Here is a 26,465-nt window from a genome sequence, read left to right on the forward strand (position 1 = left end):
CCAATCCCAACGACACACTTGACCGCTCAAAGCTGGCGCAACGCCTGCACGATCCTGTCAACATCAGGCTGCGAGTCCGCAGCTATGTATGCAACGAACCCGCGACCGAGCGTCGACGCAGTGAAACCGAGGAGGTTAATGCCGAGTCTGGCGATCATGCCAGGCAAGCCCGTAGCGAGGCCCGCGCGGTTGTCCCCGGAAACGCGGATCGCGTGGATATGCTCGGGCATATGGAAACCTGCGCGCGCTGCCGCCGCGACCTGATGATCTCCCCGAAGCGGCGTAATGAGCACCTGACCGCGTCCCGAGCCCGTCAGACCGCGCCGCGCGACGATGAACTGTATATCGATGCCGGCGTCATCCAGCGCATCGAGCGCGTGCGCCAGGCCGCCCGGTTGATCGGCAATGTTGGCTTCCCAGATTTCAATGCTCTGGATGTCGAGTTCCATTGGCCTCGCCTCGCAAGGTTTTGCGCGACCATCGCAAGAAAACGACTGGAAACGGGAGCAACGGGCCTCTGCGTGTGACCAGGGCGAGCACGATCTGCCTCGCCCCAGGCGAGCGTCGATGCGTCGACGTGCCACGGGCACAAACAGGATGAAGGGAACTGGTGGTCGTGCCAGTGCCGCCTTCAATCAGGCCAGCAGGCATCATCAGCCCGAGCGGGCGGTCAGGGAGAATGCCATCTCCACCAGTACGCCTCAATCTTATCGCCGGTACCCACGCGTCGCAACGTGTTTGCGAGCCCTCGCAGGCGTCAAACTTCCCATGTTCGTCGCGTTGCCGAAGGATTTCGATATGCGATAGACTGAGTTCGCGGAGATGGCATTCTCCCTGAACCGCCGCGCTTTCCCTTGTGCGGCTAATGATGCCTACGGACCCCTGGGGGGGGCACCGTTGGCTGTCTACCGGAGCCATCCCCAGGTCACGTAAGCGAAAACCTGAGCGTGACTGCCATGCCCTCACAAGCCCCCCACTCGGGCGACACCAGCCGTTGGTCCACACCTCTCATCGCTGCGGGCAAACGCCCGTCAGAACTTACGGCCCGTGCGGTTTCCACTGGCGGGCCAGAATGCGTCATCTGTACGCAGCTCGCGGGCGCGAATGAGCGATACTTTGGACGCCTGATGCGGGATGCACGCGCACGTACGTTACTTGCGCAGACCGTAGCGACGAGCATGGGTTTCTGCCCGGATCATGCGGCCGTCCTTGCGTCGTCCCGCAAGGCTGCACGCGCCCTTGACGACACGATTCACGCGGCTGCCCGCCATCTCGTCTCTTTGCTTGAGCGCACGGCCCTTCAGGACGAGTTGCTGCAGGACATCCTGTTCAATGCCCGGGGGCGCTGTCCTGCATGTACGTATTTTCATCGTAGCGAAGGGCGTGCGTTGGCGAGCGTGCTGCGCGGGCTGGAACATAACGGCAAGTATGGTGGCTTGCCGCCGCTGTGCTTTACCCACACCCAGCTTCTGGCCCAACGCACGGAACCGCCCTTGCGGGGCCGTCTCGTTCGCCAGTTACGCAACATGGCACACACGGCACTCGAAGTACTCGACGCGCCGTCGATCGTCAGCTCCTCTGAGAGCGCCATAGCCGTACGACATATGCTTTACCAACTGGCTCGCGATGGCATGCCCCGGGAGGAGTCACCTTGTGTGTGTCCGGTCTGCGAGGCGATTCGCACAGGGCGCACCCAGTGGCTGACGTCTGCGGCGGAGAACGTGCGTCTTGAACAACCTGGCTGGATCACGCTCCCGACCTGTCGAAATCACCTGTTCCTTTGCCTCGCGCAGCCAGACCGGGAACTGCAGCGCGCGGCGCTTCAGCGCTATCTCGAGGGCGTGCTGGCCGCTCGCCCGGTCGCGCCTGTGCCGGGAGCCAGCAACGCTCCGAAACGGCGTCCGCGCAGCAGGCTCCGGTGGTTTAATGCGGCAGGCAGCGCCGCCCGCGCGAATGGTACCGCGCACGCCTCTGAAACCGTTCAGCGCGAATCGTGCCCTGGCTGTGACACCGAAGAAATTGCAGCGCGCCGAGCCATTGCCCGGTTGATCAGGGAAGTGAGCCGGGCGAAGGATGACGATCACGCTGCGCGGGTCACCTCCGGGGTATGCTTGAAGCACTTCGCAGAGGCGCTTATCTACGCATCGGATCCGTTGATCGAACACCGACTTAACACCGCGTTATGCAATGCCCTGCACCGGGATCACCACGCACCGCCCGCGCCCGAACTCCGCAAAAGTGTTGGCGTCCAGACAAAGGCGCTACTTTCCGGCGATGCCTGAGTTCGGTCCCGCATTCCGACGGCTGACCCACGCGAACACGGGAAGGGCAAGCAGCTGCGAAATGACGCAGAAGGCGACTGCGCCCGTGATCGACCTGTCATAGATCCAGCCAATCAATGCGCTACCGGCAAACCAGCAGACCCCGTAGGTGGCCGTGAAGACACCGAACGCAGACGCCCGGCGCGCCCGGCTTACCATCGGCGCCACGGCCGCGGGAATGATGGACTCGTGAACTCCCATGCCCATGCCCCAAAGCGCGGCGCCGAGAACGACGTATTCCATGCGGCCTGCAAGGAACACCAGTGGCGCGAAAGCCGCAGCGACGATGGTCAACGCGATCAGGACGCGAAACCCGTACCGGTCAAAAAGTCGTCCGAGAAGAAGCGACGCTCCCCCACTCACCGCCATGGCGACCGCGTATAGCAGCGGCACCCAGTCCACCGGAATCACCCGATGGATTGACCAGTGATACGCGATCAGCGGGTAGTCCGCAAAGCCGGCGGCGACGAGGCCCGCCCCCGCAAGATACACCCAGTAGTCCAGAGGATAACGATCGACGACTGCGTCCTCCTTGTCGCGTTGCTCCAGGTCCTCGGGGCGCGGAAAGGCGATACGTGCGAGCGCGACGAAGCACAGATTGAAAGAGGCGGGGATAGCCAGGACGGCAAACGCAAAGCGATAGTCTCCGCGCACGGCGACGATGGCAGCGACAATGAGCGGTCCCACCATGGCGCCAAACTGGTCGAATGCTTCATGTATCCCGAAGGCCCAACCATAGCCACCGATTCGTTTTGCCGCGCTGGCGAGCATCACGTCTCGCGGCGGATTGCGTATGGCCTTGCCCGTGCGCTCCAACACGATCAGGACCGCTGCGAGCTGCCAGCTCTGAACGAAAGCCAGGAGCGGAACCGCACTCATCTGCACGACGTAGCCCGTGATAGCTATCGGCCAGAACTGGCGCGACGCATCAGCCAGTCTCCCCGACACGACGCGCAGCCCGTAACCCAGCAGTTCGCCAAACCCGACCACAATTCCGATGGCAGCAGCGGACGCACCCATTGTGGCGAGCCATGGGCCGAGGACACTGCGCGCCCCCTCATAGGTGCAATCCGCGAAAAGGCTGAGGACGCCCACGAGGAGTACGAACCTCATGGCGCGTCGTGCAGCGAAGCCTCCATCGGTGCCATTCATGACAGTCTCCGCTCGCGACGGAAATCGCGCTGCCTAGCGTTCGTGGAAACGCAACTCGGGATGCATCTGGATATGCAGGAGGACGAGCCATCGACTCGGGCAGTTATCGGCAATCGACGCTACGCGTGGAGGGAGGCCGTCGAAGCCCAGAAACCGCTCGTGCGCCGCGGTTTCATAGGCCCTTTTCGCATCCCGGCCGATCCATGTCATTGCCACAGGCATGGTCACAGCTCCCAGGGCCATGAACCACCATCGCTGCATTCCTGGATAGATCGCGATCGCGAGAAATGAGAAAGCCCACGCCAGCACTTCATTCGCAAGCAATGCATAGGCCACGAGCATCATCTGCCCCTTCAACCGCTCCTTTTTTGCATCCCACGTCATGGCGTCTCCCCATGTGCTCAAAACGGACTTAACTCTCGACTACCGCTCCTTCGCAGGGGAGGAAGACGGCGCGCACGTTATGGAGGCCTTTGCCGTGTGCGCCCCAGAACGCCCTCACCTTGCTTTCAAGGTCGATCAGCTCGATGCAGTGCGGGAAGCGGTGATGCGCGGCCTCAACGTGTTCATGGTGGACACGGTCTCCGTTCAGATAACCGGCATGGACCCGGTGAAGGACCGCCTGCTCGATACCTGCACGCCGGGCGTGCTCCAGCAGGTGGCATGCGAGACTCGGTCGCGTGAAGCGCTGCCAGAAGCGTTTCGGTTCGTGCGCGTGAGCACGTTCAGAATGGTGAAAATACAGGCGAAGCGAAATCAGTTTGGACATGGTGTTCAGGGGAATGGTGTTCGGGTCACGACTGGGTTGACGATGCAGCGGCGGCCGCCGCACGACGCGCACGCCGAAGCGCCGGAATGTCAGAAAGACGCATTCCCGCAGGCAGAAGGGGGTGCTTGGCATGGCCGACGCGCTGGGCGCGATAGATGCCCGTATGGCCGGAAAAGAGATAGGCCACAACGCACGCGAGTGCTGCATACACGGCAATGTCCGAACCGAACAGTTCAATGGCCATGATGGTCGATGCGATCGGCGTGTTCGCTGCACCGGCAAACACGGCGACGAAACCAAGACCAGCAAGTACGGGGATCGGCAGGGCCAGCACATGTCCCAGCGCGTTGCCAAGCGTCGCGCCGATGTAGAACAGCGGCGTTACCTCGCCGCCCTTGAAGCCGGAGGCCAGCGTGACAGCTGTAAAGGCAAACTTTCCGGCGAAGTCGTAGACCGGCAGCGGCCCGTTGAATGCCTGGACGATCGTGGGAATACCGAGACCCAGATATTGCGGGACGTTCAGGAGCACGCCTGCCAGGGCGACGATCGCACCGCCCAGCAGGGGTCTCGCCGGCGCGTAGGCGATCTTGCGCTTGATCAGCGCGGACAGCGCGTGGGTCGAGTCGGCGAACAGCATGCCCACCACGCCGAAGGCGATTCCTGCAACGATTACCGAGGCCGCGCCGAGTGCCGTGACCGGCGGGACCGCCGGAATGCTGTACACCGTGTGATGGATACCCCAAACGCGGCAGACCTGATCCGCCACGACCGATGAAGCAATACAGGCAAGCAGCGCGTCGTAACGAAGGCGGCCGATAGCGAGCACTTCCAGGCCAAACACTGCGCCGGCCAGCGGCGTGCCGAAGACGGACGAAAAGCCCGCGGCAATGCCACCCATGAGGAGAATCCGGCGCTCCTCCTTTTCAAGGCCGAAGAGCGCCGTTACCTGGTCGGCCAGCGCACCGCCCATCTGGACTGCCGTGCCTTCACGGCCCGCCGAGCCGCCAAAGAGATGCGTCACGACGGTCGCGATCAACACGAGCGGCGCCATGCGCTTGGGCACGATCTTTTTCGGATCGTGGACCTCGTCGATCAGGAGGTTGTTGCCGCCTTCGACAGACTGCCCCACACGGTGGTAGACCCAGCCCATGACGAACCCTGCCAATGGCAACAGCCACAGCAGCCACGGGTTGTCGAGGCGGATATCGGTTGCGCGATCAAGCGCGTAGAGGAAGACAGCGGATGCGGTGCCGGCAAGTGTGCCGAGGATGGATGACAGGAGCAGCCAGCGCGCCATGTAAGGCACCATGGCCACCTGCTCGAGAGACTTCAGGTTTTTCATGTTTTCCAGGTTTGAAACTTCATCAAACCCGGGCGACGGGGGCCCCCGCACGGACGACCTACGACCTCCTTCACCCAGGAACTCGTAGGCATCATCAGCCGCTGACGCGGCGGTTACGGGAGGTATGCCATCTCCGAAAGCCGTGCGATTTTAAGGGACGACGTTTTCCCCTGCAACCGGGCTGTCGCGAAAAGGACGCACCACCCCACCCACCCGCCCGTCGCCAGACGGGCGGCGATCCAGGCCCCGCCAGGGCCTGGTGCGGCTGGCAGGACGAACGCTATAGCAGCGTGAGGAAAAGGATCGCGATCAGCAATCCTCCGATCAATGCGAGATAAAAATTCAGATTGCCCGACTGCAGGGCGCGCAGCTTCTCCGCGCACCGGTTGACAATCCGTACCGCAGGATCAAACAGGTGTCGCTCGAACAGGTCGGTTACGCCTGCCGAAAACACGAGGCGCTTGATGAAGTACTCGCGCTGCTCGTGCTCGCGCGTGGTACTGATCGTCGGCTGGTACACAAAACTGTAGAACGTGCGCATCGCGTTCGAGAATGTCAGCGCGGTGGTTATGGCGTCGCGCTGGTTCGTTGTCATGCCACCAAACCAGACGGGGACACGCCTGACGGCGCGTCGCCTGGTGAACCACAGCAATGCCAGAGGCAGGATTGCCAGCAGCGGCATCACAATAATCAGCTTCGACGGCGAGATGAAGGCGAACTTGTCAGTCAGGGGAACAAGCAACCAACCCGCGACCATCGCCTGCGGACTGTTGGCGTTGAAAAGCGCCTGCGCGTCTGCGGCCAGTGCGTTCAGCCAGAGGGGTGCACCGACCGCCACCGCAAGCACGCAAAGGCCAAGGATGCCGACCGCCAGGGCGTTTGTGCGAGGCACGAGCGGCGTCACGTCGACATCCGGCAAGCCAAGCAACCCCAGGCCGAAAACCTTGACGAAAGTGGCCAGCGCAACCGCCGCCGCAAGTGCAAGTCCGGCGCCGGCAAGCACCAGCGCAAGCCGCCCGACAAACGACGAAAGGTGGAAGCCCTGGAAAACGGACTGGAATACGTACCACTCGCTGACGAAGCCCGCCTGCGGCGGGACCGACGCGAGACTCATCGCGGCGAACAGCGCCCCGAATCCGAGCAGAAAGCCGCTGCGCTTTAGCCAGCCGCGCGAGATGATGTCGTAGTTCCCGGAGGCAAGGAAAATCCCGTCCGCGGTCAGAAAGAGCGCGCCTTTCGCCAGCGCATGACCGGCGAGATGCAGCATCGCCACGGTCCAGGCGAGCCCTGCGAGATCCGGGAGATGATCGGCACGAAAGAGTTGCGTCACGCCAAGCATCACCACGGCGACCGATGCGTTCTCAGCAGACGAATAGCTCAACAATGCGCGCCAGTCGTCCTGCTGGAACGCAAAGAGCACGGCGAGGATGGCACTCACGACGCCCACCGCGATGGCGATCACGCCCAGGCCGAACGCCGTATCAGGATGAACAGCCACGTTGAGCCACGTGTTCCACCCGCGGCTCAAGGCGAAATACGCGGCGTTGAGCACGACGCCCGAAAACAACGCGCCGGTCGCCCCGCTGCCACTCGAATATGCCCTCGGAAACCACTCATAAAAGGGCAGCAAGCCAAGCTTCGCGCCGAACCCGACGAGGAGCGCAATCCCCGCAAACCATGACACGACGTCGCTGGAGGTCGTCGCATTGACAACGAAATTGCTGAAGCCAATTCCACTCGCTGCGTGGTCGAGCACAATGATCGCAAATACGAGCGCGACCGCCCCCACCTCCAGAAGGGCAAGCATCAGCAAGACGGGTTTTGCTTCGTTTTCCTCTGCACGTTCCCCCGCGAGCATCAGCGCGCCGCCGAGACTCATCACCTCCCATGCCACCAGCAGCGCGGTCCCGTCCTGCAGGCCAGTCACGCCGAGCGCACCGAGAAGGCTGAATGCCGCCCCCGCGTACCAGCGTCCCGAGCGCCCCGCAAGCGGCGACCCGAGCCAGCAGGCGAAGATGGCCGGGACGAGCCCGAAACCGAGTAACCACAAACCCGACGGTTCGACTGCGAACGAGACTGGGTGAGATGCCAGCGAGACGCCCAGTCTTACGGGCGACGTGCCCAGCGGCAAGGCGACGAGACAGGCGAGCATCCCGAGCACACAGCCTGCGCCAAGCAGCGCGCGGATCGGGCGATGCATGACCCGTAGCGGGGAAAGGATGGCGGCCAGCACCCAGGCCGCGGCCGCAATGCCCAGCAAGTGGTTAGCGTTCAATCCGGCCTCCCCTCATTCGCTGCTGCGCCCGCCCGACGATCATCAACAGCGCGTGAATCAACGCCGCAGGGTTGGGCGGGCAGCCTGGCAGATAGACATCGACGGGCACGACACCGTCAAGCCCGGTACCCGATGCGTAGTTGCCGCCCGAGACGCCACCGGAAACTGCGCAGGTGCCGGTTGCAATCACCCAGCGTGGCGCCGGCATCGCTTCCCAGGTCTCGAGAAGCGGCCCGTGCATCGCCTTCGTGACCGGGCCTGTAACCAGCAACACATCGGCGAAGCGAGGCGATGGCGTGAAGAAAATCCCTAACCTGTGCAGGTTATAGAAGGGATTGTTCAATGCCTGCAACTCGGATTCGCAACCGTTACACGACCCCGCGTCTACGTGCCGGATATGCAGGCTGCGTCCAAACGCGCGTCGCCCATGTTCCATGACCTCGCGAGGGATGCGTTCGCTAAATGCCGTGTCCCATTTGAGATCGAGCCGCTCGCTGACACCCAGCGCCCAGTCCGCCGATGGGGTAAAAGCCGCAGTCGGGCAGACTTCCGCGCAGCGCTGGCAAACAATGCAACGCCCCCAGTCGACTTCCGGGGTTGCGGCTTCATCGTCCTGTGATCTGAAACTGATGGCGTGAGTCACGCAGGCCTGTGCACACTCGTCGCAGTTCGGCCGGCATTTCGACGGGTCATAGCGCGGCATGCCAAGCACTCCCCGCTGCCCGTCCTCGCCGCCCTTCAACGGCCAGTCGGTGCTCGCGCTGCCTTCCTTGAGTCCAAACCAGGTCCAGAGTGACATGGCATGCGTTCCTCAAATCGTCTGCGATGGCTACCGGGCACAGCCCGAGATCGTCAGCCCGAAACTTGCCTCATTGATTGCGTAGTCCATCATGTTGCTGTCGTGCACGGTCGATGGAAACACCCGCCAGTTTGCGAACGACGGCGACTTGATCTTCACGCGCAACAGCCGCCCGTCGGTGCCGATATGCACGGCATACAGAACCGTCCCGCGCGGCGACTCCGACCAGCCGAGCCCTTCGGAGCCCGCCACGGGCATGCATACAGCAGATAACGCGCCTTCGGGGAGCCCCTCGGCGATGGCCCTGTCGACGAGTGCGATACTCGCGCGCAGTTCCGCGATGCGAACCCGCATCCGCGCTGCGGCATCCCCTTCCTGCGCCACGGCAACCTCCGGTTTCAGCGTGCGATAGGCTGCATAGGGATGATCGCGCCTGAGATCACGATCCACACCGGAGGCACGCTCGATCGGTCCGGTCGCACCCTGGTCAAAGGCGAGCTCCTGGCTCAAGGGTGCCGTGGAGATCAGACGGTCGAGATGACTGGTCGTTCTTTCAATCAGCCCGATGTATTCGTCAATCTGCGGCTTCAGCACCCCCAGCCCTTCCCTGATGGTTTCGAGATCAAGCTCACTGCGCACGCCGCCCGGCCACACAAGGCTGCGCAGAAAGCGGCTGCCGCTGGCGCGGCCGTTGATCTGTTTCGCCCGCTCCTCAAGCAGTTTTCCCTGCGCTTCGCCGACCTTCAGGGTCGTCGTGTGGCACAGGTGCCCCAGGTAATGAAGATGGTTGTAGATGCGCTCGAGCTCCGCGGCGAGAAGCCGGATCCATTGCGCCCTGACGGGCACTTCGCAGTCCGCGGCATCCTCGATGGCTTCGACATAAGCGATCGCATGCGCCACGCTGTCAATGCCTGCTACCCTCTCAGCGAGCAACGTGGCCGACCCAACATCCATGCCCTCGAACTGTTTCTCCATCCCGCGGTGCTTGAGAAACAGGTTCGGGTGATAGTGCAGGATGCCTTCGCCAAGGTAGTAGAAAATGAACTGGGCGGATTCCAGTACGTCAGCGCGGACCGGCCCGAAGGGAAGCAACTGCACATGCTTGCCCGATACGGCTGGCAATACCGGAGCCGGCAGCGTTGCCGCGACGCTGTCTCGTTGTGAACCGGAAGGCTCAAGGGGTCCCCGATCCGTTTGCGGCAGGAACGCCGTCACCAGTCTCTCCGGCTCGGGGTGTCCCGAAAACGCGATGCCGCTCATTTCCATGACTTCGCGCTCATGCCAGCCAAGGAGCGGGCTGATTGCCGCAAGGCTTGGCACGGAGTCCGCCCTCACCGGAACACGCCAGCCAGTGAACGTCTCCTGACCGGGCAAGGTGGCGACGTATCGCAACTCTGCGTCTGATGCACTCGGGAACCACGCATACACGCCCTGAAAGCGGCCGCCTGCTGCGACCAGCGCCTGCGCACGCCCCATCAGCTCGTCTATCGACAGCGTCACGTACTCGCAGTTCGTCATCGCGCGCCTCCGCCGAGATCTGTCGCGACGACACCGAAATAGCGCCACAGCTCCTGCGGCCACCAGATCCCGAGCACGAATACGGGTACGAGTGCCATCCACATTGGTAACGTCATCCACGGGCTGACCTCGACGCCGTTGGCAACAGATGCGACAGCGGCATCCGGCGTCCGCGTGTCGAAATACATGGTCCGAAAGTGATTCAGGAATCCGATGAAGATCACGATCAGGAGCAGCAGCAGCACGATAACGGCCCATGCATTCGGAGTAGCGAACCCGGCGCGCATCAGCGCTAGTTCGCTCAGAAAGAGACCGAATGGCGGCGCACCCGTGATCGCGACGGCTCCTGCGATCCACAATGCCCCGGTCACCGGAAAGCGTGACCAGACGCCCCGTATGGCATCCATGTCCTTCGTCCCATAAACACGCATCACGTTCCCCGCACCGAAGAACATGAGCGACTTGTTGAGCGAATGGTTGAGCATGTGATACAGCACCGCGGCGATGGCAAGCGAGCCGCCGAACCCAAAGCCGAGAGCCAGCACACCCATATGCTCGACGCTCGAATACGCCATGAGCCGTTTTATGCCCTGCTGCCGCACGATGAACAGCGCAGCGACGAACAGCGAGAATGCGCCGAAAGCAACGAGAACCGTGCGCGGGAGCATCGATCCGCTCGCCGCATCCGTTATGGTCAGAAAGCGGGCGACGCCGAGCATCGCCGTGTTCAGTAGTGCGCCCGACAACATGGCCGATACGGGTGCCGGACCCTCGCTATGTGCGTCAGGCAACCACGTGTGCATGGGTGCGAGCCCTGCTTTCGTCCCGTAACCCACAAGCACCAGAAGAAAGGCCATTTGCGTGAGCGCTGGGCTCATGCGCGGCGCTGCGTGACGCAAGGTATCCCACGTCATGTCGTATGTCGGGCCGAGGACAAGACTGCCCGCCCAGTAAAACAGCACGGTCCCGAGCAGCGCGAGGCTGATGCCGGCGGACACGACGATGATGTATTTCCACGCCGCTTCGATGGCTTCCTGGCCGCGCTCGAAGCCCACCAGAAACGTGCTCACCAGCGTCGTCAGTTCGATGGCGATCCAGTACACGCCGATGTTATTCATCAACGGGCCGCAGATCATCGTCGCGGCAAACAACGCAAACAATGCGTAGAAGCCGGGCAAGCGCCCCTCCTCCTCCCTGAGAAGACGCATGTAGCCGACAGCGTAGACGGAAGCCAGAAAATAAACGACGCAGGTACAAACAAGGGTCCACGCGCCCAGGCCGTCGAAAAGAACGTATCCGTTAATAAACGTCCTCGATCCGTCGACATGGATGACCAGCCATAGCGACGCGACGAGACACGCGACAGCGGCCGCGAGGTTGGCGTACTCGGCCATTCTCACGTGCTGGCTCGCGCCAGCAACCAGGGCGGCCAGCACCGGTGCGAGGACGACAATCGCCAGCCATGCTTCGATCATGATCACCCCACCAGACGCCTGAGTTCATGGCTGCTCGTGCTGCCCACGTGCGCGACCAGGTAGCGCACGAGCACACCGAAGCTCACCACGATGACGAGAAGATCGAACAGGAGAACAAGTTCGATGAGAAGCGGCATACCCGGGACCAGAATCTGTGAGCCGAGAAAGATTCCGTTTTCGAGAACCAGCAGGCCAAGCACCTGGCTGATCGCTTCCTGCCGCACTGCAAGCATCAGGAATCCGATGAGCTTCATCGACAGCATCACCGTCAATGCGAGCACGACCACCGTGCCGCCCAGCCCGAGCGAGTTCCCCAGATGATTCGAGACGACGAAGGCAAAGAGGACCAGCAACGCCCCGAGCACCAGACTCGAACTCGGCTGCAACGTGACATGTAATTCGCGCTCGACGGACAGTCGCGAAATGATCCTCCAGATCAGGTACGGCAGGACAAGACCTCGAAAGAATGCCGTGAGCACGGCCACCAGATACAGTTCGTGGAAGTTGCCGAAATAGCCGACGGCGCCCGACAGGATCGCGATCAACCATGACTCCGCCATGAAGGCGAGCAGATAGTCCTTGAGCCAGCGCGAGCCGAGCATGACGAACGCCAGCAGGAGGCTGCCGATCGCCAGCAGGCTGAACAGGGACGCCGCCAGAGGATTCAGATGGGCAAGTAGCATGGCGTCACCGCAACTGGTTTGCAGCAATCGCGAGTACCGCGAGCATGAACGAGGCGGCGAGCGGTTCCTGATAGCGGAAAAACCTCAGTCTGGACTGCGCCGTTTCAACCAGCACGATCACGAGCGCCACGACGAGCATCCGCGCAAACAGCCCCGCTGCCGCGCCGACCGCCCCGATCACGGTACCGCGCTGCGAAAGCCCCCATGGCAGGGTGAGCACGTTGCAGAAGATCGTGAAAAGGATGAACTGCTTCATCATCGACGCCCACTTCAGGAGTGCCAGGAGTGGGCCGGAATATTCGAGGATCCGGGCCTCCTCGATCATGTAGACCTCGATATGCGTGCTCGAATGTATCGGCAGACGGTCCGTTTCCACGAGTAGCAGCACGAAGAAAGCGAACACGAGAAAGAGGTGCGCCGGGCTCCAGTACACAGCGGGCTGCTGGACGAGCAGGTGGTTCACCACGAACGGCAACATCGCCTTGGCAAGCAACGTAATGCCGACGAGCACGAGTATCAAGGTGGGCTCAGCCAGTATGCCGAGCATGACAGAACGGCTTGAGCCGATGCCGCCATAGGCGCTGCCCGAGTCAAGGCCGGCCAGCACGATGGCGAAGGAACCCAGGGTGAGAATGAGGCCGCCGCCCAGTATGTCGCCCATGTCGGAGAGTGGCAGCGGAAAATCGGTGAGAACCGGGATCAGGATCGGCACCGTCATCATGCAGGTAAACGCCACGATCGGCGCGCACCAGAAGATCCACGACGCCGTGTCGGGCACAACGATCTGCTTGCGGAACAGCTTGCGCAGGTCGCGATAGGGCTGGAAGATGCCTGGCCCCCGCCCACGCTGGATGCGCTCCTCCCATTGCAGGATCACGCCCTGCAGCAGCGGCGAAAGGGCGAGCACCGTCGCCACCTGGGCGATCTGGAGCAGGATGTCGCGTGCGCTCATGGCCTGGCTCCCGCCCATGCAGGGGAGCAAAGGTCAACGCAGGGGGGGATTTGCCATGAACGCTCGCTGGTGCATCCCATGTTCTTCGCTTTTTTCTGGCATTGATATGCCCGGGATGCTCGTGAATGCGAGCCGGCCAAAATACCTACCGGCCCCGGCTACCGGGGACTGGTAGGCATCATTAGCCACGTGGAGACGACGCGGCGGTTAAGGGAGGATGCCATCTCCGCAAACAACAGTATCGAGTATAGGAGACGCCTCGATACATGCAAGCCTGCAACCTTCTTCTAGTGCGGCCGCCGGTGGAAGAGAGAAAAATGCTTCCCGGCGCTTTCATGTTCGTCACCGCCGACCAATCCAAACTCCACAGGAGAGCGGGTATAAAACACATGCACGTGCTCGGTTCTCACCGCGTCCATCATCCGGTCAGCCTCGTCTTCTGTAACGGCAAGGATCACCTGGACGGGTTGATCGGTCAGCCTGAGCACGTGAGCGGCATGATGCGCCCCCGCATGCCCCGTTCCCTCTGCACAATTAATGACCGTCGCACCATGAATGCCCAGTTGCTTCGCTTCATGAAGCAGCCAGTCCGCGACGGTATGGTGGCCATGGCGGCGATTCTGTTCGGTATAGAAAGTGAGCTGGTAGCCGTTCATGTCTGCTCCTTCAACGACACCAGGATGCCGTCACGAAGTCGGCAGCCCCGGGGCCCAAGGCCCCACAACGAATTCTAGTGCATGGCTACGGGCGTCACGGATGCTGCAGCGCGGCAAAAGCGCGGCCGCCGAGCTGGTGCGCCAGAGCCGATCAGGTACTGTCTCCAGACGCCCTCATGAAGCGGATCGATTCGCTCAGCACATGCGTGATTTCATCCAGCCGGTCGCGGGGAACGCGCATCTCCACCCATTCCCGCATGAGGGAGCGCCCATAGGGTTGAAAATAAAACGCACGTCCACGATCGACCATGAGCTGCGCGACACCTGCGGGCAACCTGATACCGATGCCGCTACCGTATACGCAGAAGGCGACGCGATCGTCGATGAAAATCGCCGGGTAGCCAAAGATGACGCCTTCGCGAATCGCAACGTTGAGTGTCTGGACGTGTGTCAACAATGCTTCAAATAGCGCCCGGTCATGAAGCAGCCTCGGCATGCCATCCACGCTCTCCTCCATCCCCGCTCACGGTGCACCACCGATCAACATCTGCGCTGGAACACCGCGCGCCCCGCATACTGCGCGTGTTCGCCAAGCCTCGCCTCGATGGTCAGAAGCCTGTTGTACTTCGCGACGCGCTCGCCTCTCGCCGGCGCCCCGGCCTTGATCTGGCCGCAATTCAGCGCCACTGCCAGATCAGCAATGCTTGTGTCTTCCGTTTCCCCTGAACGATGTGCCACCATGCACGAATAGCCCGCTGCGAGTGCCATACGCGCGGTGTTCAGCGTCTCGGTAACCGTTCCGACCTGATTGGGCTTGACGACGACGCAGTTGCAGCAACCCTGAGCGATTCCCTTTACGAGAAACGGACGGTTGCTCACGAACAGGTCATCGCCCGCTATCTGCATCCGGTCGCCGAGCTCGCGCGTCAGCTGGGCATAGCCGCCCCAGTCGTTGTCTCTGAGTGGGTCCTCAACAGACACCAGCGGGTACTGCTCGCCCCATTCCCGGCACAGTCCCGCCATCTCCTGTGCCGAAAGGTCGCTCCCCTCACGCGCCAGCCGGTATCGACCGTCACGCCAAAGGCTGGTCGCGGCAAAGTCAATGGCCAGCGAGATGTCTTCCCCTGGCCTGTATCCGGCGCGCTCGATTGCCTGCATCACCAGGTCGAGCGCCGCACGATTGGTTGAAAGCGCCGGGACAAAGCCCCCCTCGTCGCCGACGTTGGTCGAGCTGTGACGTTCGACCAGCAGATCACGCAATGCATGGTAACTCTCCACGCCATACCGGAGCGCCTCCCTGAACGTCGGTGCACCGACGGGCACGAGCATGAATTCCTGCAGGTCCGGCCCGCCGTTCCCATGGATGCCACCGTCCAGTACCGTGAGCATTGGCGTTGGCAGAACCCGCGCCTCGTCCCCGCCGAGATACCGGAAAAGTGGCAGGCGGCAGGCCTGCGCGGCGGCGCGCGCGCATGCCAGGGACGCCCCAAGCGTTGCATTTGCGCCAAGACGGGACTTGAAATCCGTGCCGTCGAGTTCGATCAGCACGGCGTCGATCCGCCACTGGTCATCGGCGAGCAGGCCCACCAGTGCGGGCCCGATCAGCTCGTTGACGTGCCTGACTGCGTTCAGGACGCCCTTGCCGCCATATCGCTGCCGGTCGCCGTCACGTAACTCGATGGCTTCCGACTCCCCCGTCGACGCGCCCGATGGCACCGTTGCGTGCGCGAGGGAATCGTCGTCGAGCACGACGGTAACCTGCACAGTCGGATTGCCCCGGGAATCCAGGACTTCTTCTCCGATTACGCGAGCGATCGACGCGGACGTTGCCATCTGCTCTTTCTCCAGGTGCCAGCGACTGCCGTTGCCGGCTCAGCCACGACGGAATTGCCGGAACGCGGAGCGCCCTGCAAACCGCGCGTCGTCACCGAGCATTCTCTCGATGGCGAGCAGACGGTTGTATTTCGCCACCCTTTCTCCGCGCGCCGGGGCACCGGACTTGATCTCGCCACAACCCAGCGCGACCGCGAGATCGGCAATACTCGTATCTTCCGTTTCCCCGGACCGGTGCGAGACAAGGCAGGTATATCCAGCAGAGAACGCGAGCTGCGCGGTATCCAGCGTTTCCGTCACGGTGCCGATCTGGTTGAGCTTGATGAGGATGCTGTTGCAGCAGTGCTCATCGATGCCTCGCTGCAGGAACCTCCGGTTCGTCACGAACAGGTCATCGCCCACGATCTGCACGCGGCTACCCAACTCGCGCGTCAATGCGGCGAACCCCTCCCAGTCACTGTCCGCAAGGGGATCCTCAAGCGATATCAGCGGATAGCGGTCCACCCAGTCCGCCCAGTACGCGATCATCTCCGCGGACGTCAGGACCCTGTCATCCCGGTTCAGGTGATAGCGTCCCTCCGCGTAAAAGGAACTTGCCGCCGGATCGATACCAATCGCGATATCCTCTCCTGGCCGGTATCCTGCGCGCTCGATCGCCCGCAGGATGAGTTCCACGGCGACCGCGTTCGAGGGCAACTGGGGAACATAGCCGCCTTCGTCACCCACATTCGTGGACGCGCCCCCTTCGGCCAGCACGGCGCCAAGCGCATGGTACGTTTCCGCGCCATAGCGCAGTGCCTCGCGAAACGTCGGTGCGCCAAGCGGCACCAGCTTGTACTCCTGGACATCCGGCCCACGGTGTCCGTGCTTGCCGCCGTTCAGTACATTGAACATCGGGACAGGCAGCACGTGGGCGTTTGTCCCCCCGAGATAGCGGAACAGCGGCAAGCCGCTCTCCATCGCCCCGGCTTTCGCGCACGCCAGAGAGGCTCCCAGGATCGCGTTCGCACCGAGCACCTCTTTCGTCTCGGAGCCATCCACCTCGATGAGTTTCTCGTCAATCAGTCGCTGGTCGTCCGCTCTCAGCCCCGTCAGCGCCCACGCAATCTCTTCATTCACGTGCTTGACCGCGCGCAGTACGCCCTTGCCTCCATACCGGCCGGGATCCCTGTCCCGAAGCTCGGCCGCTTCAAATTCACCGGTCGATGCCCCGGAAGGTACTGCCGCAGTGGCCGCGATACCGTTGTCCAGCGTAACGGTGACCTCGACCGTCGGATTGCCGCGCGAATCAAGGATTTCGTCGGCCCCTATCGTGTCAATCACTGCGTGGTTGCTCATCGCGGCTCCTGCGGACTCGACACTCTGATCCGGTGACCGGCTTTCGCATGGCCACCTCGAGATCGGAAGAAGACAGAATCACGGGTGTGCGTCGTGAAACGCCGCCACGGCGATGCGGATTGCCTGATACGCCGCGTCGATGTCCGCCCACCCCTCGAACTGCACCCACTTGCCCGGCTCGAGCTTCTTGTAGTTCTCGAAGAAAAACTGGATCTGGTTCAACGTGTACTCGCCAACGCCATCCAGGTCCGTGATGATGCGGGTCGCCGGGCAGACGCCGTCAGTCGGCACCGCAATCACCTTTTCGTCAGGGCCGGCCTGATCGGTCATGTTCAGTAATCCGACCGGTCGACAGGGAATCAGCGACAGCCGTTCGAGCGGAAATGGCGCGATTACGATGATGTCCAGCGGATCGCCGTCCCGGGCAAGCGTCTGCGGAATGAAGCCATAATTGCCCGGGTAGCGCATACCGGCGCTCATGATCCGGTCAACCCTCAGGAGTCCGAGGTGTTTGTCCGCCTCGTATTTCACGGGTTCGCTCTGAGCCGGAATCTCGATGATGGCATTGACTTCCAGCGGGACGTTCTCGCCGGGTGGAATAGCGTTGAAATCCATCACTGGCCTCCAACCGTTCCGAGGGTCTCGTATTCGATCGGCGTGCGCGTATAGAAAAGGCGAATGCCGCCGGCTCGCAGTAAGGCCAGCATTGCATCTACCCTTTCATCCTCGCCGATCAAGGTAACAGCGACCGGTTGATCCGTGAGCTCGAAGAAACGCGCCGCGTGGTATCGACCCTTCGCGTCCACGCCCTCCGCCACCTCGACTACCGTCGCGCCAACGATGCCAGCCTCTTTGGCTTCATGGAGCAACCATTCGACCACCGTCATGTGTTTCACACGGTGGCTCTGGTTCGCAGCGTAGAGGGTGAGCTGGCTCCCCTTCATGGGCGCCTCCACACAGACAGGCTGGCCGCCACCTCAAGGAAAAACGAACGCGCGTGACCACCACGCCTCGCAAGGCACAGAAAAGGAACAGATCGCATGAATTACCAGATTCGTAGATTGAACAAATCTGGGTAGCAGGACGCTTTGGCAATGCCTACGAGCTCCTGACCCAGGGACCGTAGGCATCATTAGCCGGGCGAAGCCGGCGGTTTGAGGAGGAATGCCATCTCCTTTCGGGCCAGTGTAACACGCATATTTTGCACCCGCTACTGGCCATGGCCGAAGCACTTCCGAAGGTGCGTCGTTCCCGAGACCGGGCCAACGCACCCTCAGCCCCCAGTCACAAAAAACCGGATTGCGCAGCCTCCCGGCATTGTCTAGAGTTGTAGCACCGGATCTTACGGAGATGGCATTCTCCGCCAACCGCCGGTGCGACCGGCTAATGATGCCTGCAGCCGTCCGGACATCGGGCCGCGCTGTTGCGCATGTCTGTCTTCCCATGCTCCAGGATGGCGCGGGCAAAGCGCCAGTTGCGCCGTGGCAGGGGCCCGATTTCCCTCGAGGCGCGCAAGGAGAGACGGATGATCGTCATCGACATCCCGGGGTTTCGTACCCTCAACCTCGAGCATCTTGTTCTCGATTTCAACGGAACGCTCGCCGTCGATGGGCGTCTGCTCGATGGCGTCGAGTCACGTCTGACGGCGCTGGCCAACGAACTGGATCTTCATGTCATAACCGGCAATACCTACGGCGATGCGCGCGAGCATCTGCGTAATTGTCCGGTGGAAGTCGTCTGCCTGCCCGCCGCAGGACAGGCGCTCGCCAAAAGCGACTATGTTAGGCGCCTGGGCCCGGATCGCGTTGCTGGAATGGGTAACGGGCGAAACGACGCCCTCATGCTAAAGCAGTCCGCGCTCGGGATCGCCGTGCTCGGCACCGAGGGCCTCGCCATTGACACGCTGGACGTCGCCGATGTCGTGGTTCGCCACGCGGTCGACGGTCTGGGATTATTGTTGCGCCCGAAGCGGCTTGTCGCAACCCTGCGTAGCTAAGGGGGAACCGATTTGGACTACGACGGAATCGGTGCAGGCAGCAATCTCCCTGCGTCCTTTAACGTCATCATTGAGATGTCTGCCTTTGGGGAGCCTGTAAAGTACGAGGCCGACCCGAAGTCGGGATGGCTGCGCGTTGAGACGTTCATGATGACGAGCATGCGTTATCCCGCCAACTACGGATTCGTGCCGGACACGCTCGCTCCAGATGGCAGACCCCTGGACGTTCTCGTGGTTGCCCCGTTTCCAATCGTGCCTGGCGCCGTCGTGGAGGCGCGAGCCCTGGGCACCATGCATCTGACCAACGAACGCGGCCCCGACGCAAAGATCGTCGCGGTTCCGGTGAGCAACGTCTGTCCGTCAAGCGCGGACATACTGGCATTGGAAGACTTGCCCAGACTGCTCCTGCATGAATTCCGGCACTTCTTTGTCAACTACAAGGTCCTTGAGCAAGGGAAATGGTCTCGCTTCGAGCACTGGGGTTCATCCGATGATGCCGCGAGCGAGTTGCTCCAGGCCGCTTCGGCCTACCGGGAGGCTGCCGGCCACTGAATCGCGTGAAAAATTGGTCTACCTCTGCTCAAGCGAACGCTGCAGGACGTCGAGATGCGCGCGAAGTCTCTTGATAAACGCCGCGTATTCTTTTTCGAATGCCGGTTCCAGCGCTCCGAAGCCGGACAGGCGCGTTGGCGACATCTCATCGATCGCAATCCCGACAAACTGCAATGTGACAGACAGTGCGTGCATCGCATCAATCGGCTCCCCCTCGATGTCGATCCCCCATCGAATCGCCGCCCGGCCGACCTCCTGGTCGAAGTCTTCGAGGAAGCGCTGGACGCGATCCAGCGCGTCGCCACCGGGACGACGCACATAGCTCATGTGAGCGCTGCTGCTCGCGTGGGTGCCGCTCGTCTCCCGCACCTTTTCGAGGAGCTCCAGCAAACGCCAGAGATGCCCGCGCAGCGCACGTCTCGTGTTCTCGGATGGTGCTGCCATTTTTGAGCCTCCGTGCCGCCTTAGCGACAGTGTAGGACAACGCTCATGCCTGCATGGGTGATCCGTTGCCAATTCGAAGCGGCGTCACTAGAATGAAGTTGCGGGAGATGGCATACCTCCTCAAACCGCCGGCTTCGCCCGGCTGATGATGCCTACGGTTCCTGGTCGGGAGCTGTCGGGTCATCTCAATGCCCCTGTCCAGATTTTGTTTTCCGTTTGTCTTACCGGACAGCGTCTCGTGCCCGCCTCTCCCCATCTCGCTGCGCACTCTTCGCTCCCGTTGCCGTTGTCTGACGGCGAGGTCGACTTTCTCTGGTGGTTTATCCAGGGCAGCATCATGGATGCGGACGTGAGAGCGCGCCTCTACGCCCATTGGGGAATGTGCGCGCGGCATGGTCTTTCCTTTTTCTGCGTTGAGGCGGCCTTTCGCCCGCATCTGATCCACGGCAGCACAATTCTGTACAACGAACTGATGCGACGTGCTGCGCACCTGGTGGCTGGGCATGGCGTGTACAGCCTGACGCCACCGGGAGTGATGCGACATCGACTGAGGCCTTCCGGCCCATGCCATATGTGCACTCTGGGCTACGGCCCCGAATCTCGGGGGAGCGCGCCGCCGGAACGACTTGCTCAAGGTCGGGATCTCACCAATGCGCGCGCGTTCGCAGTTGAGAATCGCGAAGGATGGTTGCCGTATGTCTGCGGACGATGCTCCGGAAGCCGCGGCGACGCGCTTTGCCGCGCTCATCTGATTGAAGCAATGGAGCACGATGGCTCGACTGTCCTGCAGCACCACAGCGTGGCCGTATCCCACATTGCAGAGCATCTCGCGCGTTTCGAGCATTCCTTCCGTTGGGACAGCCGCGGAACGGATACCGCGGCGGATCGGGGTGCGCTGATCGCCGCCATCGGTTGGTGCGCCGGCTGGAGCGAGATCCTGCAGACACTGTCAGCCAACTGAGCCGAGCGACCATCATGCGAAACGACAGGCAGGACACTTTCCCCGCGGTGTACGCTCGACGCGTGGGAGATGCCTTCGTTCGCATCGATGCGTGCCTCACTGATGCACTGCACTATCTCGATCCGCTCATGCAGCGCTCGCCCTTTGCGTCCCGCGTCGCTGACGCCGCTCCGGTCCAGCACCAGATGATGATCAGCGAGCTTGAGCTGATCCGCAAGGCGATGCAAACGATAACCGCTCGCCATGATGTTTCCCTCCCCGCGCCGCGCACCAGCTCCCTCGAATCCTGCAGGCTCCGTATCAGCGAAGCGATGCTTGCACTCTCCGAACTTGATCCGCGCGCCGCGAAGGAAGCCAGCATCAGCGATGGTTGTGGGTTGACTGAGGGGCAAGAGGAAGACGCCTGCCGCCTCGTCGGTCATTTGATGGCCTTGCTCGACGGGCTCGAAAATGCACTCGCGAAGAACTTCGACATGACGACACGGACGGGAGAGACGCTCGCCGGTCCCGGGTCGCGCGGCCCACAACGTATCCCGGGCAGTCCGCCCGCTCAACCGCTCGTAAGCGAACTCGAAAGGATTACCGCGTCGCACGGGCTCGGTGACCTTCATCGCCGTTGCATGGACTTAGCACGACACCTGGCGTCGCCGGACATCGTCGTTGGGTTCTTTGGTGCTGTCAGTGCCGGAAAATCGTCGTTGATAAACAGCCTGTTAGGCGACGCTCTCTTACCCGTCGCGGCACTTCCGACAACTGCCGTACCGGTCGAGATCCGTTACGGGAAGGTAGCGCGCGGTACAGTAGAATTTGCCGTCTCGAAGACTGAACTGATCGACCGCGCTCGCATAGCCGAATTTGTCGACGAGCATTCGAATTCCCGGAACTCCCGCGGCGTCACGCGAATCACGTTCGAATCCCCCTCGCCGCTGCTCTACGATGGCACTACCGTCATCGACACCCCTGGCGTCTCATGGGACGATTGGGACGTTGCACCGGTAGCCGCAACCGCCGCGCCCTGGTGCGACATCGCAGTCGTGCTCATCTCGGCGGCGGCCCCCCTCACGCTTCACGAGGCCGCGCTCGTTCGCCAGCTTTCCGGCCATGGCGCGCGGGTTGTTGTACTCGTTACGAAGGTCGACCTTGTCGGCGCTGAGGACCGTTGGCGTATCTACGAACACGTCGTTCGCGGACTCTGGCAAAGCACGCAGCTCGAAGTTCCCGTCTATCTGGTCAGCACACGGGAAGAAGATCCACCATGGCGGCGCGCGTGGTTCGATGGCCCTTTTGCCGAAGCGCTGGCGCAGTGTCGGTTGCAGCGAGCGGAAATACGTCGGCGTCAACTCGCGACATTACGGCGTGACGTGCTTGATGCCATCCATACCCGGCTGATGTTACACGCGCCCGCTGCCAGTACGAGTGCGCAGCTTGACGACGCATTGCGAACCCCTAACGCGAACCGCGATGCCGCTCACGCTGCAATCGGCTCCAGGACAGGCGCTGCAAAAGCGATCGACCGGACAATGAACCGACTCATTGACGAGATTGCCCACAACGCCGCGTCGCTATGGTCCGAGACTCACGATCTCTCGTTCGACGCAACGCGACTGCTCGAGCTCGCGACGAATGCACGTGCACTATCGCTGTCCAGCGCGGCGATGCGAACCGTCGAGACCCACCATGCAAGCGCCCGCGTCGCGCTCCGCCGTGTCGAAGAAATGTTGGGCCAACCCGGCATGGTCTCAGCACTGCCGGTCTCTTTCATTGCTCCAGCTTTCGCTCTACAGGAGGATTTGCCAACGACGTTACTGGCGAGATCGTGGGGCCGGGTCTTCGGGCGGTGGGGGTTCTACTTCTGTGCTCGCGTTGCGTTGCATTCCAGTGCGTCCGTGCAAGTCGTGCGCCGGGCACTCGACACCTATCGGCAGCGACTCGAGACGTGGAAACAACGAAGCCTGACCTCGCTGGCTCAGGCGCTGACGGAGTACATCGAACGATTCGAACGTTTGCGCGACCAGGGCAGTGAAGGGGTCCAGCCGAACGTGCAACGTTTGAAGGATGACTTGGCGATCCTTGGCGCTATTGAACATAATGACCTGTCCGGGAAATGAAGCTGCGCCACCACAGCGAGACTTCCCGGCTCTGGATGGGTAACTGACTCAAATCGCGCACTGGCGAGCCTCCGTCGGTGGGAGGATCGCCAGCGCGTCAAGACTCGTCGACCCCTGACAAGGTGCCCTCCGACTTGACGCTGTCGTCTGGCGCGTGCTGACCTGTGCCGAATATCTCCTGATACAGGTCCTGGCCGAAGCTTGTCTGTAACGGCTCGGCTTCCATGAGCCTGAAAGTGCGAACGCCGTCATCCCGGCGTTCGGCCCGCAGAAACGTCCTCGGATACGGATCGTCATCGTAGAGGCCCTTTGCCAGGGTAAACAGATGCGTCACGAGAACAACCTTTACGTGGTGCGAGAGCAGCGCATCCACGATCTGACGGCCAATCTCTGAGCCTTCGCGCTCGTTGGTCGACGCGAACGACTCGTTCGAAAGGAACAGGCCGTTTTCCGCCAGATGATCCACCACCTCGCTCATGCGTTTCAGTTCCTCGTCGAATTTGCCACCGTGCATCGTGGCGTCCTCTTCGCGCTTGTAATGGGTAAAGATCGCCTGCGTCACATTGGCGTCGAACTCCACAGCACCGACAAACATGCCCGCCTGTAACAGCATCTGGGCGATGCCAATGCCGCGCAAAAACGTCGACTTGCCACCCTGGTTCGCGCCGGTCACGACGATGAGGTCCTTACCGGTTGCATCGACGTCATTCGCCACGGGCGGTTCCTGCATTCGCAATGCGAGACTCACGTCATAGAGCTTCTGAAAGCGGTGCTTACGCTCACCGGGTGGATGCACTACGGGAAAGCAGACCGGCATCGCGCGTCGCGAAAGCTCGTTGCGCAGGTTGAGGCCGCCGAGATAGAAGCCGAGTTCCGCCCGGAGCATGATGAAAAAACTCTTGATGTGGTCCGCCGACTGGGCCAGCGCATTCGCCACGTGATTGAGGCCTCTTGCCTCGAGTTCCGAGACAGCCCCCGCGCCGTTCTCATCCCTCTCCGCGATATGGAAAGTGCGCGACGGCGGCCCTTTTGCGAGCAGACGCTTGAAGAGGTTTGGGTCCTTTTTGTGCGGCTTGCGGAGCACGTAGTATTCGCCCTTGTTTCCACGCCCGGGTCGGGCGCTGATGAGCACGCCGCTGCTGAACTTGAGTTCCTTCAGGCACCGCGTGATCGTCACGAAATAGTCGTCAGTCAACTCGTCCTTTACCATCGCGTAAAAGCGCCGGAAGCCGGCCGACTCGAACTGTCCCACGTTGTCGTCGGCGATGCGGCGAAGCTTGCCCAGCACCCCGAGCATCGCCTGAATCAGTTCCCGCGCGCTGTGCAACACGCTGCTGGGCGATGCCGACAGCGCCCAGTAGAACGTCTTCCGCTCAACTTCAAGTGCCTCGACTGCAATGGCGTAAAGCTGCCTGACCGTCTCTTCGTGTTCGACGCAGTCCCGGAGCACAGCCTGGCGGTAAAGGATGGCATCGAGGTCGGTAAGACTCACAGGGAGAACCTTTCTGACCGTGTCGAACAAATAGTCGTCATCTGCGGACATCGCCCTGTAGAGCGTATTGAGTTCCAGGTCCTGGTTGAGGGTACGCTCGTTCCAGAATTCGTCGCGGCCCCAGGGGAAGTCACTGGCGTCATGGAGCAGATAGGCTTTCATGATGACAGGCGCTCCCTGATACGTTCGTAGGTGAGACCGTAATGTTCGGCCACGGACAGTGCGTACGCGCGACCATCGGCCGGACGCCTGCGTACACGAAATGTACGGACCGACGGCCGATCCGGATTGATTTCGCTCACCATGCTCACCGTCTGCGGCCCCAGTCGCGAGAGCTCTTCGATAAAGGTCACGCAGACACAGAGGGCGTCTCGCTCCATGAATTCGCCGATGATCTGCCGGCAGAGAAACAACGCATCCGCGAGTGTCGTTGAACTGAAAATCTCGTTCATCAGGATGATGCTGTTCTCGGTGGATGCCTTCAGGATGCCGTGCATTCGCATGAGGTCGTCCTGAAGCTTGCCGCGCAGGTCCAGGGTGTTTTCCTCGCGTTCGAAGTGCGCAAAGAGGCGATCGTAGAGAAAGAGACGCGAGTCGCGTCCCGGAACGGGTAGTCCGAGCTTTGCCAGGAAGTGCAGTTGACCAAAGGTTCGGGCGAACGTGGTCTTGCCTCCATTGTTGGGTCCGGAAACCACGAATATTCGTTCTGGGTCTTCAAGATAGAGGTCGTTGCAAACGACAGCCACCTTATCCGCGCAGAGCTTATGGGCCAGTACGAGATCGAATGTCCCGGTACAGCGAACAGCCTTTGATTCGCCCGATACCACCGGATAGCTGAACTTCAGCCCCGCATCGCGACACAACTGGATATAGCTGCGGTATGCAGTGTAGAACTCGATCTCCCGATCAAAGGTGCCAATGGTCGGATCAAGAAAATCCGCATGGTTGCGGAAGAAAGCTTCGAGTAGAAAAAATGGTTGCGGATTGAGTTGCGCAACACAGTCGAGGATCTGGGCTTCTACGTGATTCATCTCGGGCCAGTCTTTCTGCGCCACACTATGGTCTTTAGCTTCGCCCTGCTTGAAGCGCTCGAAGATCCCGAGAACGTAGGTGCTGTAGTCCTCCTCATCGTCGTAGTTGAGGACCGTCACGGCACTTCCGTGGAGATGAATGCTGTACCGCACCCCAGCCAACGCCGCGCGCGTTTCGTCGATATCACGCGAAACGTTCATAAAGGCTTCAGAATCGACGTATTCCTTGAGCCAACCGCCGAACGCACTCAATCCGCGGGACTTTGGGCACAGGTCCATTAGCTGGCTGGAAAGTGCCAACGTTCCCTGGCAGTAACGCGAGGCGGCTTCAAGGAACCACCATTGCTTCTGCCGCTTGTAATAGAGCTTTTGAACGTCGCCAAGACAGGCACGCATTTTCCGCATGACGAGCGCGAACGTCTGAACGGCAAGCAGGACGTCAGGATCGTCGAGGTCTCGCATAACCTCGTGCCGGTACGTGATGGCGCGTTCCCTGGTCAGCTCGGTGCGATAAAAAGGAGTGAGGCTATATTCGTCAAGCCCTCGCGTCACATCGCTCACGAGCTGATCGAGGTTGAGATCGCCGAAGAAGTCCGGTTCCTCAATATCGTCGGATGGTGGCCCGTCTTCGGGCCTTTCAAAGAGGATGCTATGGAATGCCATCGATGACTCTCCCTGCACTCGTGGACGTCGTCAGCGCGCACGAACCGCTTCGGCTCAGCGGGCTAGCCGAAAAGGATGATCACGATCTGGGAACTGCCACAGGGG

Annotated in this window: 25 protein-coding genes and 7 riboswitches; of the genes, 5 read left to right on the top strand and 20 right to left on the bottom strand. The window is 61.5% G+C overall.

The window, feature by feature from the left end; genetic code table 11:
* Window positions 1-26 precede the first annotated feature (26 nt).
* Window positions 27-449, bottom strand: coding sequence for an amino acid-binding protein (locus U5A57_RS15060; protein ID WP_321912079.1), 423 nt, complete (start codon window positions 447-449; stop codon window positions 27-29).
* 188 nt (window positions 450-637) lie between these two features.
* Window positions 638-699: riboswitch (Fluoride riboswitch) on the bottom strand.
* A 110-nt stretch (window positions 700-809) separates the two neighbouring features.
* A riboswitch (Fluoride riboswitch) is annotated at window positions 810-882 on the top strand.
* 296 nt (window positions 883-1,178) lie between these two features.
* Here U5A57_RS15060 and U5A57_RS15065 point away from each other — a divergent pair.
* Window positions 1,179-2,282 carry a hypothetical protein gene (locus U5A57_RS15065; RefSeq protein WP_321912081.1) on the top strand — a complete coding sequence of 368 codons (1,104 nt, stop codon included), beginning with the start codon at window positions 1,179-1,181 and terminating at the stop codon, window positions 2,280-2,282.
* Here U5A57_RS15065 and U5A57_RS15070 read toward each other — a convergent pair.
* From U5A57_RS15070 to U5A57_RS15145, 16 genes are all read right to left on the bottom strand, one after another.
* Window positions 2,262-3,473: an MFS transporter gene (locus tag U5A57_RS15070; protein ID WP_321912082.1), complete on the bottom strand. Its 1,212-nt coding sequence runs from the start codon at window positions 3,471-3,473 to the stop codon at window positions 2,262-2,264. The two genes, U5A57_RS15065 and U5A57_RS15070, sit on opposite strands and share 21 nt — an antisense overlap.
* 33 nt (window positions 3,474-3,506) lie before the next feature.
* A complete protein-coding gene (locus tag U5A57_RS15075; protein ID WP_321912084.1) occupies window positions 3,507-3,857 on the bottom strand; it encodes a hypothetical protein in 351 nt (116 codons plus the stop codon).
* Between the two features lie 28 nt (window positions 3,858-3,885).
* Window positions 3,886-4,242 (bottom strand): DUF190 domain-containing protein, encoded by a 357-nt coding sequence (locus tag U5A57_RS15080; RefSeq protein ID WP_321912086.1) that lies wholly within the window; start codon window positions 4,240-4,242, stop codon window positions 3,886-3,888.
* A gap of 25 nt (window positions 4,243-4,267) precedes the next feature.
* On the bottom strand, window positions 4,268-5,584 hold the full coding sequence (locus U5A57_RS15085) for a voltage-gated chloride channel family protein (RefSeq protein WP_321912087.1): 1,317 nt from the start codon (window positions 5,582-5,584) through the stop codon (window positions 4,268-4,270).
* Window positions 5,585-5,662: 78 nt separating this feature from the next.
* Window positions 5,663-5,728: riboswitch (Fluoride riboswitch) on the bottom strand.
* A gap of 136 nt (window positions 5,729-5,864) precedes the next feature.
* On the bottom strand, window positions 5,865-7,844 hold the full coding sequence (locus U5A57_RS15090) for a proton-conducting transporter membrane subunit (protein WP_321912089.1): 1,980 nt from the start codon (window positions 7,842-7,844) through the stop codon (window positions 5,865-5,867).
* 4 nt (window positions 7,845-7,848) lie between these two features.
* Window positions 7,849-8,658 (bottom strand): NADH-quinone oxidoreductase subunit NuoB, encoded by an 810-nt coding sequence (nuoB, locus tag U5A57_RS15095; protein ID WP_321912090.1) that lies wholly within the window; start codon window positions 8,656-8,658, stop codon window positions 7,849-7,851.
* Window positions 8,659-8,688: 30 nt separating this feature from the next.
* The gene (locus U5A57_RS15100) at window positions 8,689-10,176 is read right to left on the bottom strand and encodes an NADH-quinone oxidoreductase subunit C (protein WP_321912092.1); all 1,488 of its coding nucleotides are present in this window, start codon (window positions 10,174-10,176) and stop codon (window positions 8,689-8,691) included.
* On the bottom strand, window positions 10,173-11,651 hold the full coding sequence (locus U5A57_RS15105) for a proton-conducting transporter membrane subunit (RefSeq protein WP_321912094.1): 1,479 nt from the start codon (window positions 11,649-11,651) through the stop codon (window positions 10,173-10,175). Before U5A57_RS15105 ends, U5A57_RS15100 begins: the two co-directional genes overlap by 4 nt.
* A gap of 2 nt (window positions 11,652-11,653) precedes the next feature.
* Window positions 11,654-12,334, bottom strand: a complete 681-nt coding sequence (locus U5A57_RS15110; RefSeq protein ID WP_321912096.1) for a hydrogenase — start codon at window positions 12,332-12,334, stop codon at window positions 11,654-11,656.
* A gap of 4 nt (window positions 12,335-12,338) precedes the next feature.
* On the bottom strand, window positions 12,339-13,286 hold the full coding sequence (locus U5A57_RS15115) for a respiratory chain complex I subunit 1 family protein (protein WP_321912098.1): 948 nt from the start codon (window positions 13,284-13,286) through the stop codon (window positions 12,339-12,341).
* 165 nt (window positions 13,287-13,451) lie between these two features.
* A riboswitch (Fluoride riboswitch) is annotated at window positions 13,452-13,523 on the bottom strand.
* Between the two features lie 50 nt (window positions 13,524-13,573).
* Complete coding sequence (locus U5A57_RS15120) at window positions 13,574-13,942, bottom strand: DUF190 domain-containing protein (protein ID WP_321912099.1); 369 nt, start codon at window positions 13,940-13,942, stop codon at window positions 13,574-13,576.
* A gap of 151 nt (window positions 13,943-14,093) precedes the next feature.
* The gene (locus U5A57_RS15125; RefSeq protein WP_321912101.1) at window positions 14,094-14,438 is read right to left on the bottom strand and encodes a hypothetical protein; all 345 of its coding nucleotides are present in this window, start codon (window positions 14,436-14,438) and stop codon (window positions 14,094-14,096) included.
* 44 nt (window positions 14,439-14,482) lie between these two features.
* The gene (eno, locus tag U5A57_RS15130) at window positions 14,483-15,775 is read right to left on the bottom strand and encodes a phosphopyruvate hydratase (RefSeq protein ID WP_321912102.1); all 1,293 of its coding nucleotides are present in this window, start codon (window positions 15,773-15,775) and stop codon (window positions 14,483-14,485) included.
* Window positions 15,776-15,814: 39 nt separating this feature from the next.
* Window positions 15,815-17,113, bottom strand: coding sequence for a phosphopyruvate hydratase (gene eno, locus U5A57_RS15135; RefSeq protein WP_321912104.1), 1,299 nt, complete (start codon window positions 17,111-17,113; stop codon window positions 15,815-15,817).
* A gap of 78 nt (window positions 17,114-17,191) precedes the next feature.
* Window positions 17,192-17,728, bottom strand: coding sequence for an inorganic diphosphatase (gene ppa / locus U5A57_RS15140; protein ID WP_321912105.1), 537 nt, complete (start codon window positions 17,726-17,728; stop codon window positions 17,192-17,194).
* Window positions 17,728-18,057, bottom strand: coding sequence for a DUF190 domain-containing protein (locus U5A57_RS15145; RefSeq protein ID WP_321912106.1), 330 nt, complete (start codon window positions 18,055-18,057; stop codon window positions 17,728-17,730). Before U5A57_RS15145 ends, ppa (U5A57_RS15140) begins: the two co-directional genes overlap by 1 nt.
* A 172-nt stretch (window positions 18,058-18,229) precedes the next feature.
* Window positions 18,230-18,297: riboswitch (Fluoride riboswitch) on the bottom strand.
* A gap of 153 nt (window positions 18,298-18,450) precedes the next feature.
* A riboswitch (Fluoride riboswitch) is annotated at window positions 18,451-18,516 on the top strand.
* Between the two features lie 122 nt (window positions 18,517-18,638).
* Between U5A57_RS15145 and U5A57_RS15150 the strand changes: the two genes are divergently transcribed.
* Both U5A57_RS15150 and ppa (U5A57_RS15155) read left to right on the top strand, forming a co-directional pair.
* The gene (locus tag U5A57_RS15150) at window positions 18,639-19,109 is read left to right on the top strand and encodes a hypothetical protein (RefSeq protein WP_321912108.1); all 471 of its coding nucleotides are present in this window, start codon (window positions 18,639-18,641) and stop codon (window positions 19,107-19,109) included.
* A gap of 12 nt (window positions 19,110-19,121) precedes the next feature.
* Entirely contained in the window at window positions 19,122-19,661 is a 540-nt protein-coding gene (gene ppa, locus U5A57_RS15155) for an inorganic diphosphatase (protein WP_321912109.1), read from the top strand.
* An 18-nt stretch (window positions 19,662-19,679) separates the two neighbouring features.
* Here ppa (U5A57_RS15155) and U5A57_RS15160 read toward each other — a convergent pair whose 3' ends face one another.
* Entirely contained in the window at window positions 19,680-20,105 is a 426-nt protein-coding gene (locus U5A57_RS15160) for a hypothetical protein (RefSeq protein ID WP_321912111.1), read from the bottom strand.
* A 94-nt stretch (window positions 20,106-20,199) separates the two neighbouring features.
* Window positions 20,200-20,267, top strand: a riboswitch (Fluoride riboswitch).
* A 76-nt stretch (window positions 20,268-20,343) separates the two neighbouring features.
* Between U5A57_RS15160 and U5A57_RS15165 the strand changes: the two genes are divergently transcribed.
* Window positions 20,344-21,066: a hypothetical protein gene (locus U5A57_RS15165; protein ID WP_321912113.1), complete on the top strand. Its 723-nt coding sequence runs from the start codon at window positions 20,344-20,346 to the stop codon at window positions 21,064-21,066.
* A gap of 14 nt (window positions 21,067-21,080) precedes the next feature.
* Entirely contained in the window at window positions 21,081-23,174 is a 2,094-nt protein-coding gene (locus U5A57_RS15170; RefSeq protein ID WP_321912114.1) for a dynamin family protein, read from the top strand.
* Window positions 23,175-23,271: 97 nt separating this feature from the next.
* Here the strand turns inward: U5A57_RS15170 and U5A57_RS15175 are convergent, their stop codons facing one another.
* Both U5A57_RS15175 and U5A57_RS15180 read right to left on the bottom strand, forming a co-directional pair.
* Window positions 23,272-24,828, bottom strand: coding sequence for a MutS-related protein (locus U5A57_RS15175; RefSeq protein WP_321912116.1), 1,557 nt, complete (start codon window positions 24,826-24,828; stop codon window positions 23,272-23,274).
* Window positions 24,825-26,360 carry a MutS-related protein gene (locus U5A57_RS15180; protein ID WP_321912118.1) on the bottom strand — a complete coding sequence of 512 codons (1,536 nt, stop codon included), beginning with the start codon at window positions 26,358-26,360 and terminating at the stop codon, window positions 24,825-24,827. The genes U5A57_RS15175 and U5A57_RS15180 overlap by 4 nt, the downstream gene beginning before the upstream one ends.
* Window positions 26,361-26,465 lie beyond the last annotated feature (105 nt).

This window comes from Paraburkholderia sp. J11-2 (assembly GCF_905220185.1).
Taxonomy (GTDB): Bacteria; Pseudomonadota; Gammaproteobacteria; order Burkholderiales; family Burkholderiaceae; genus Paraburkholderia.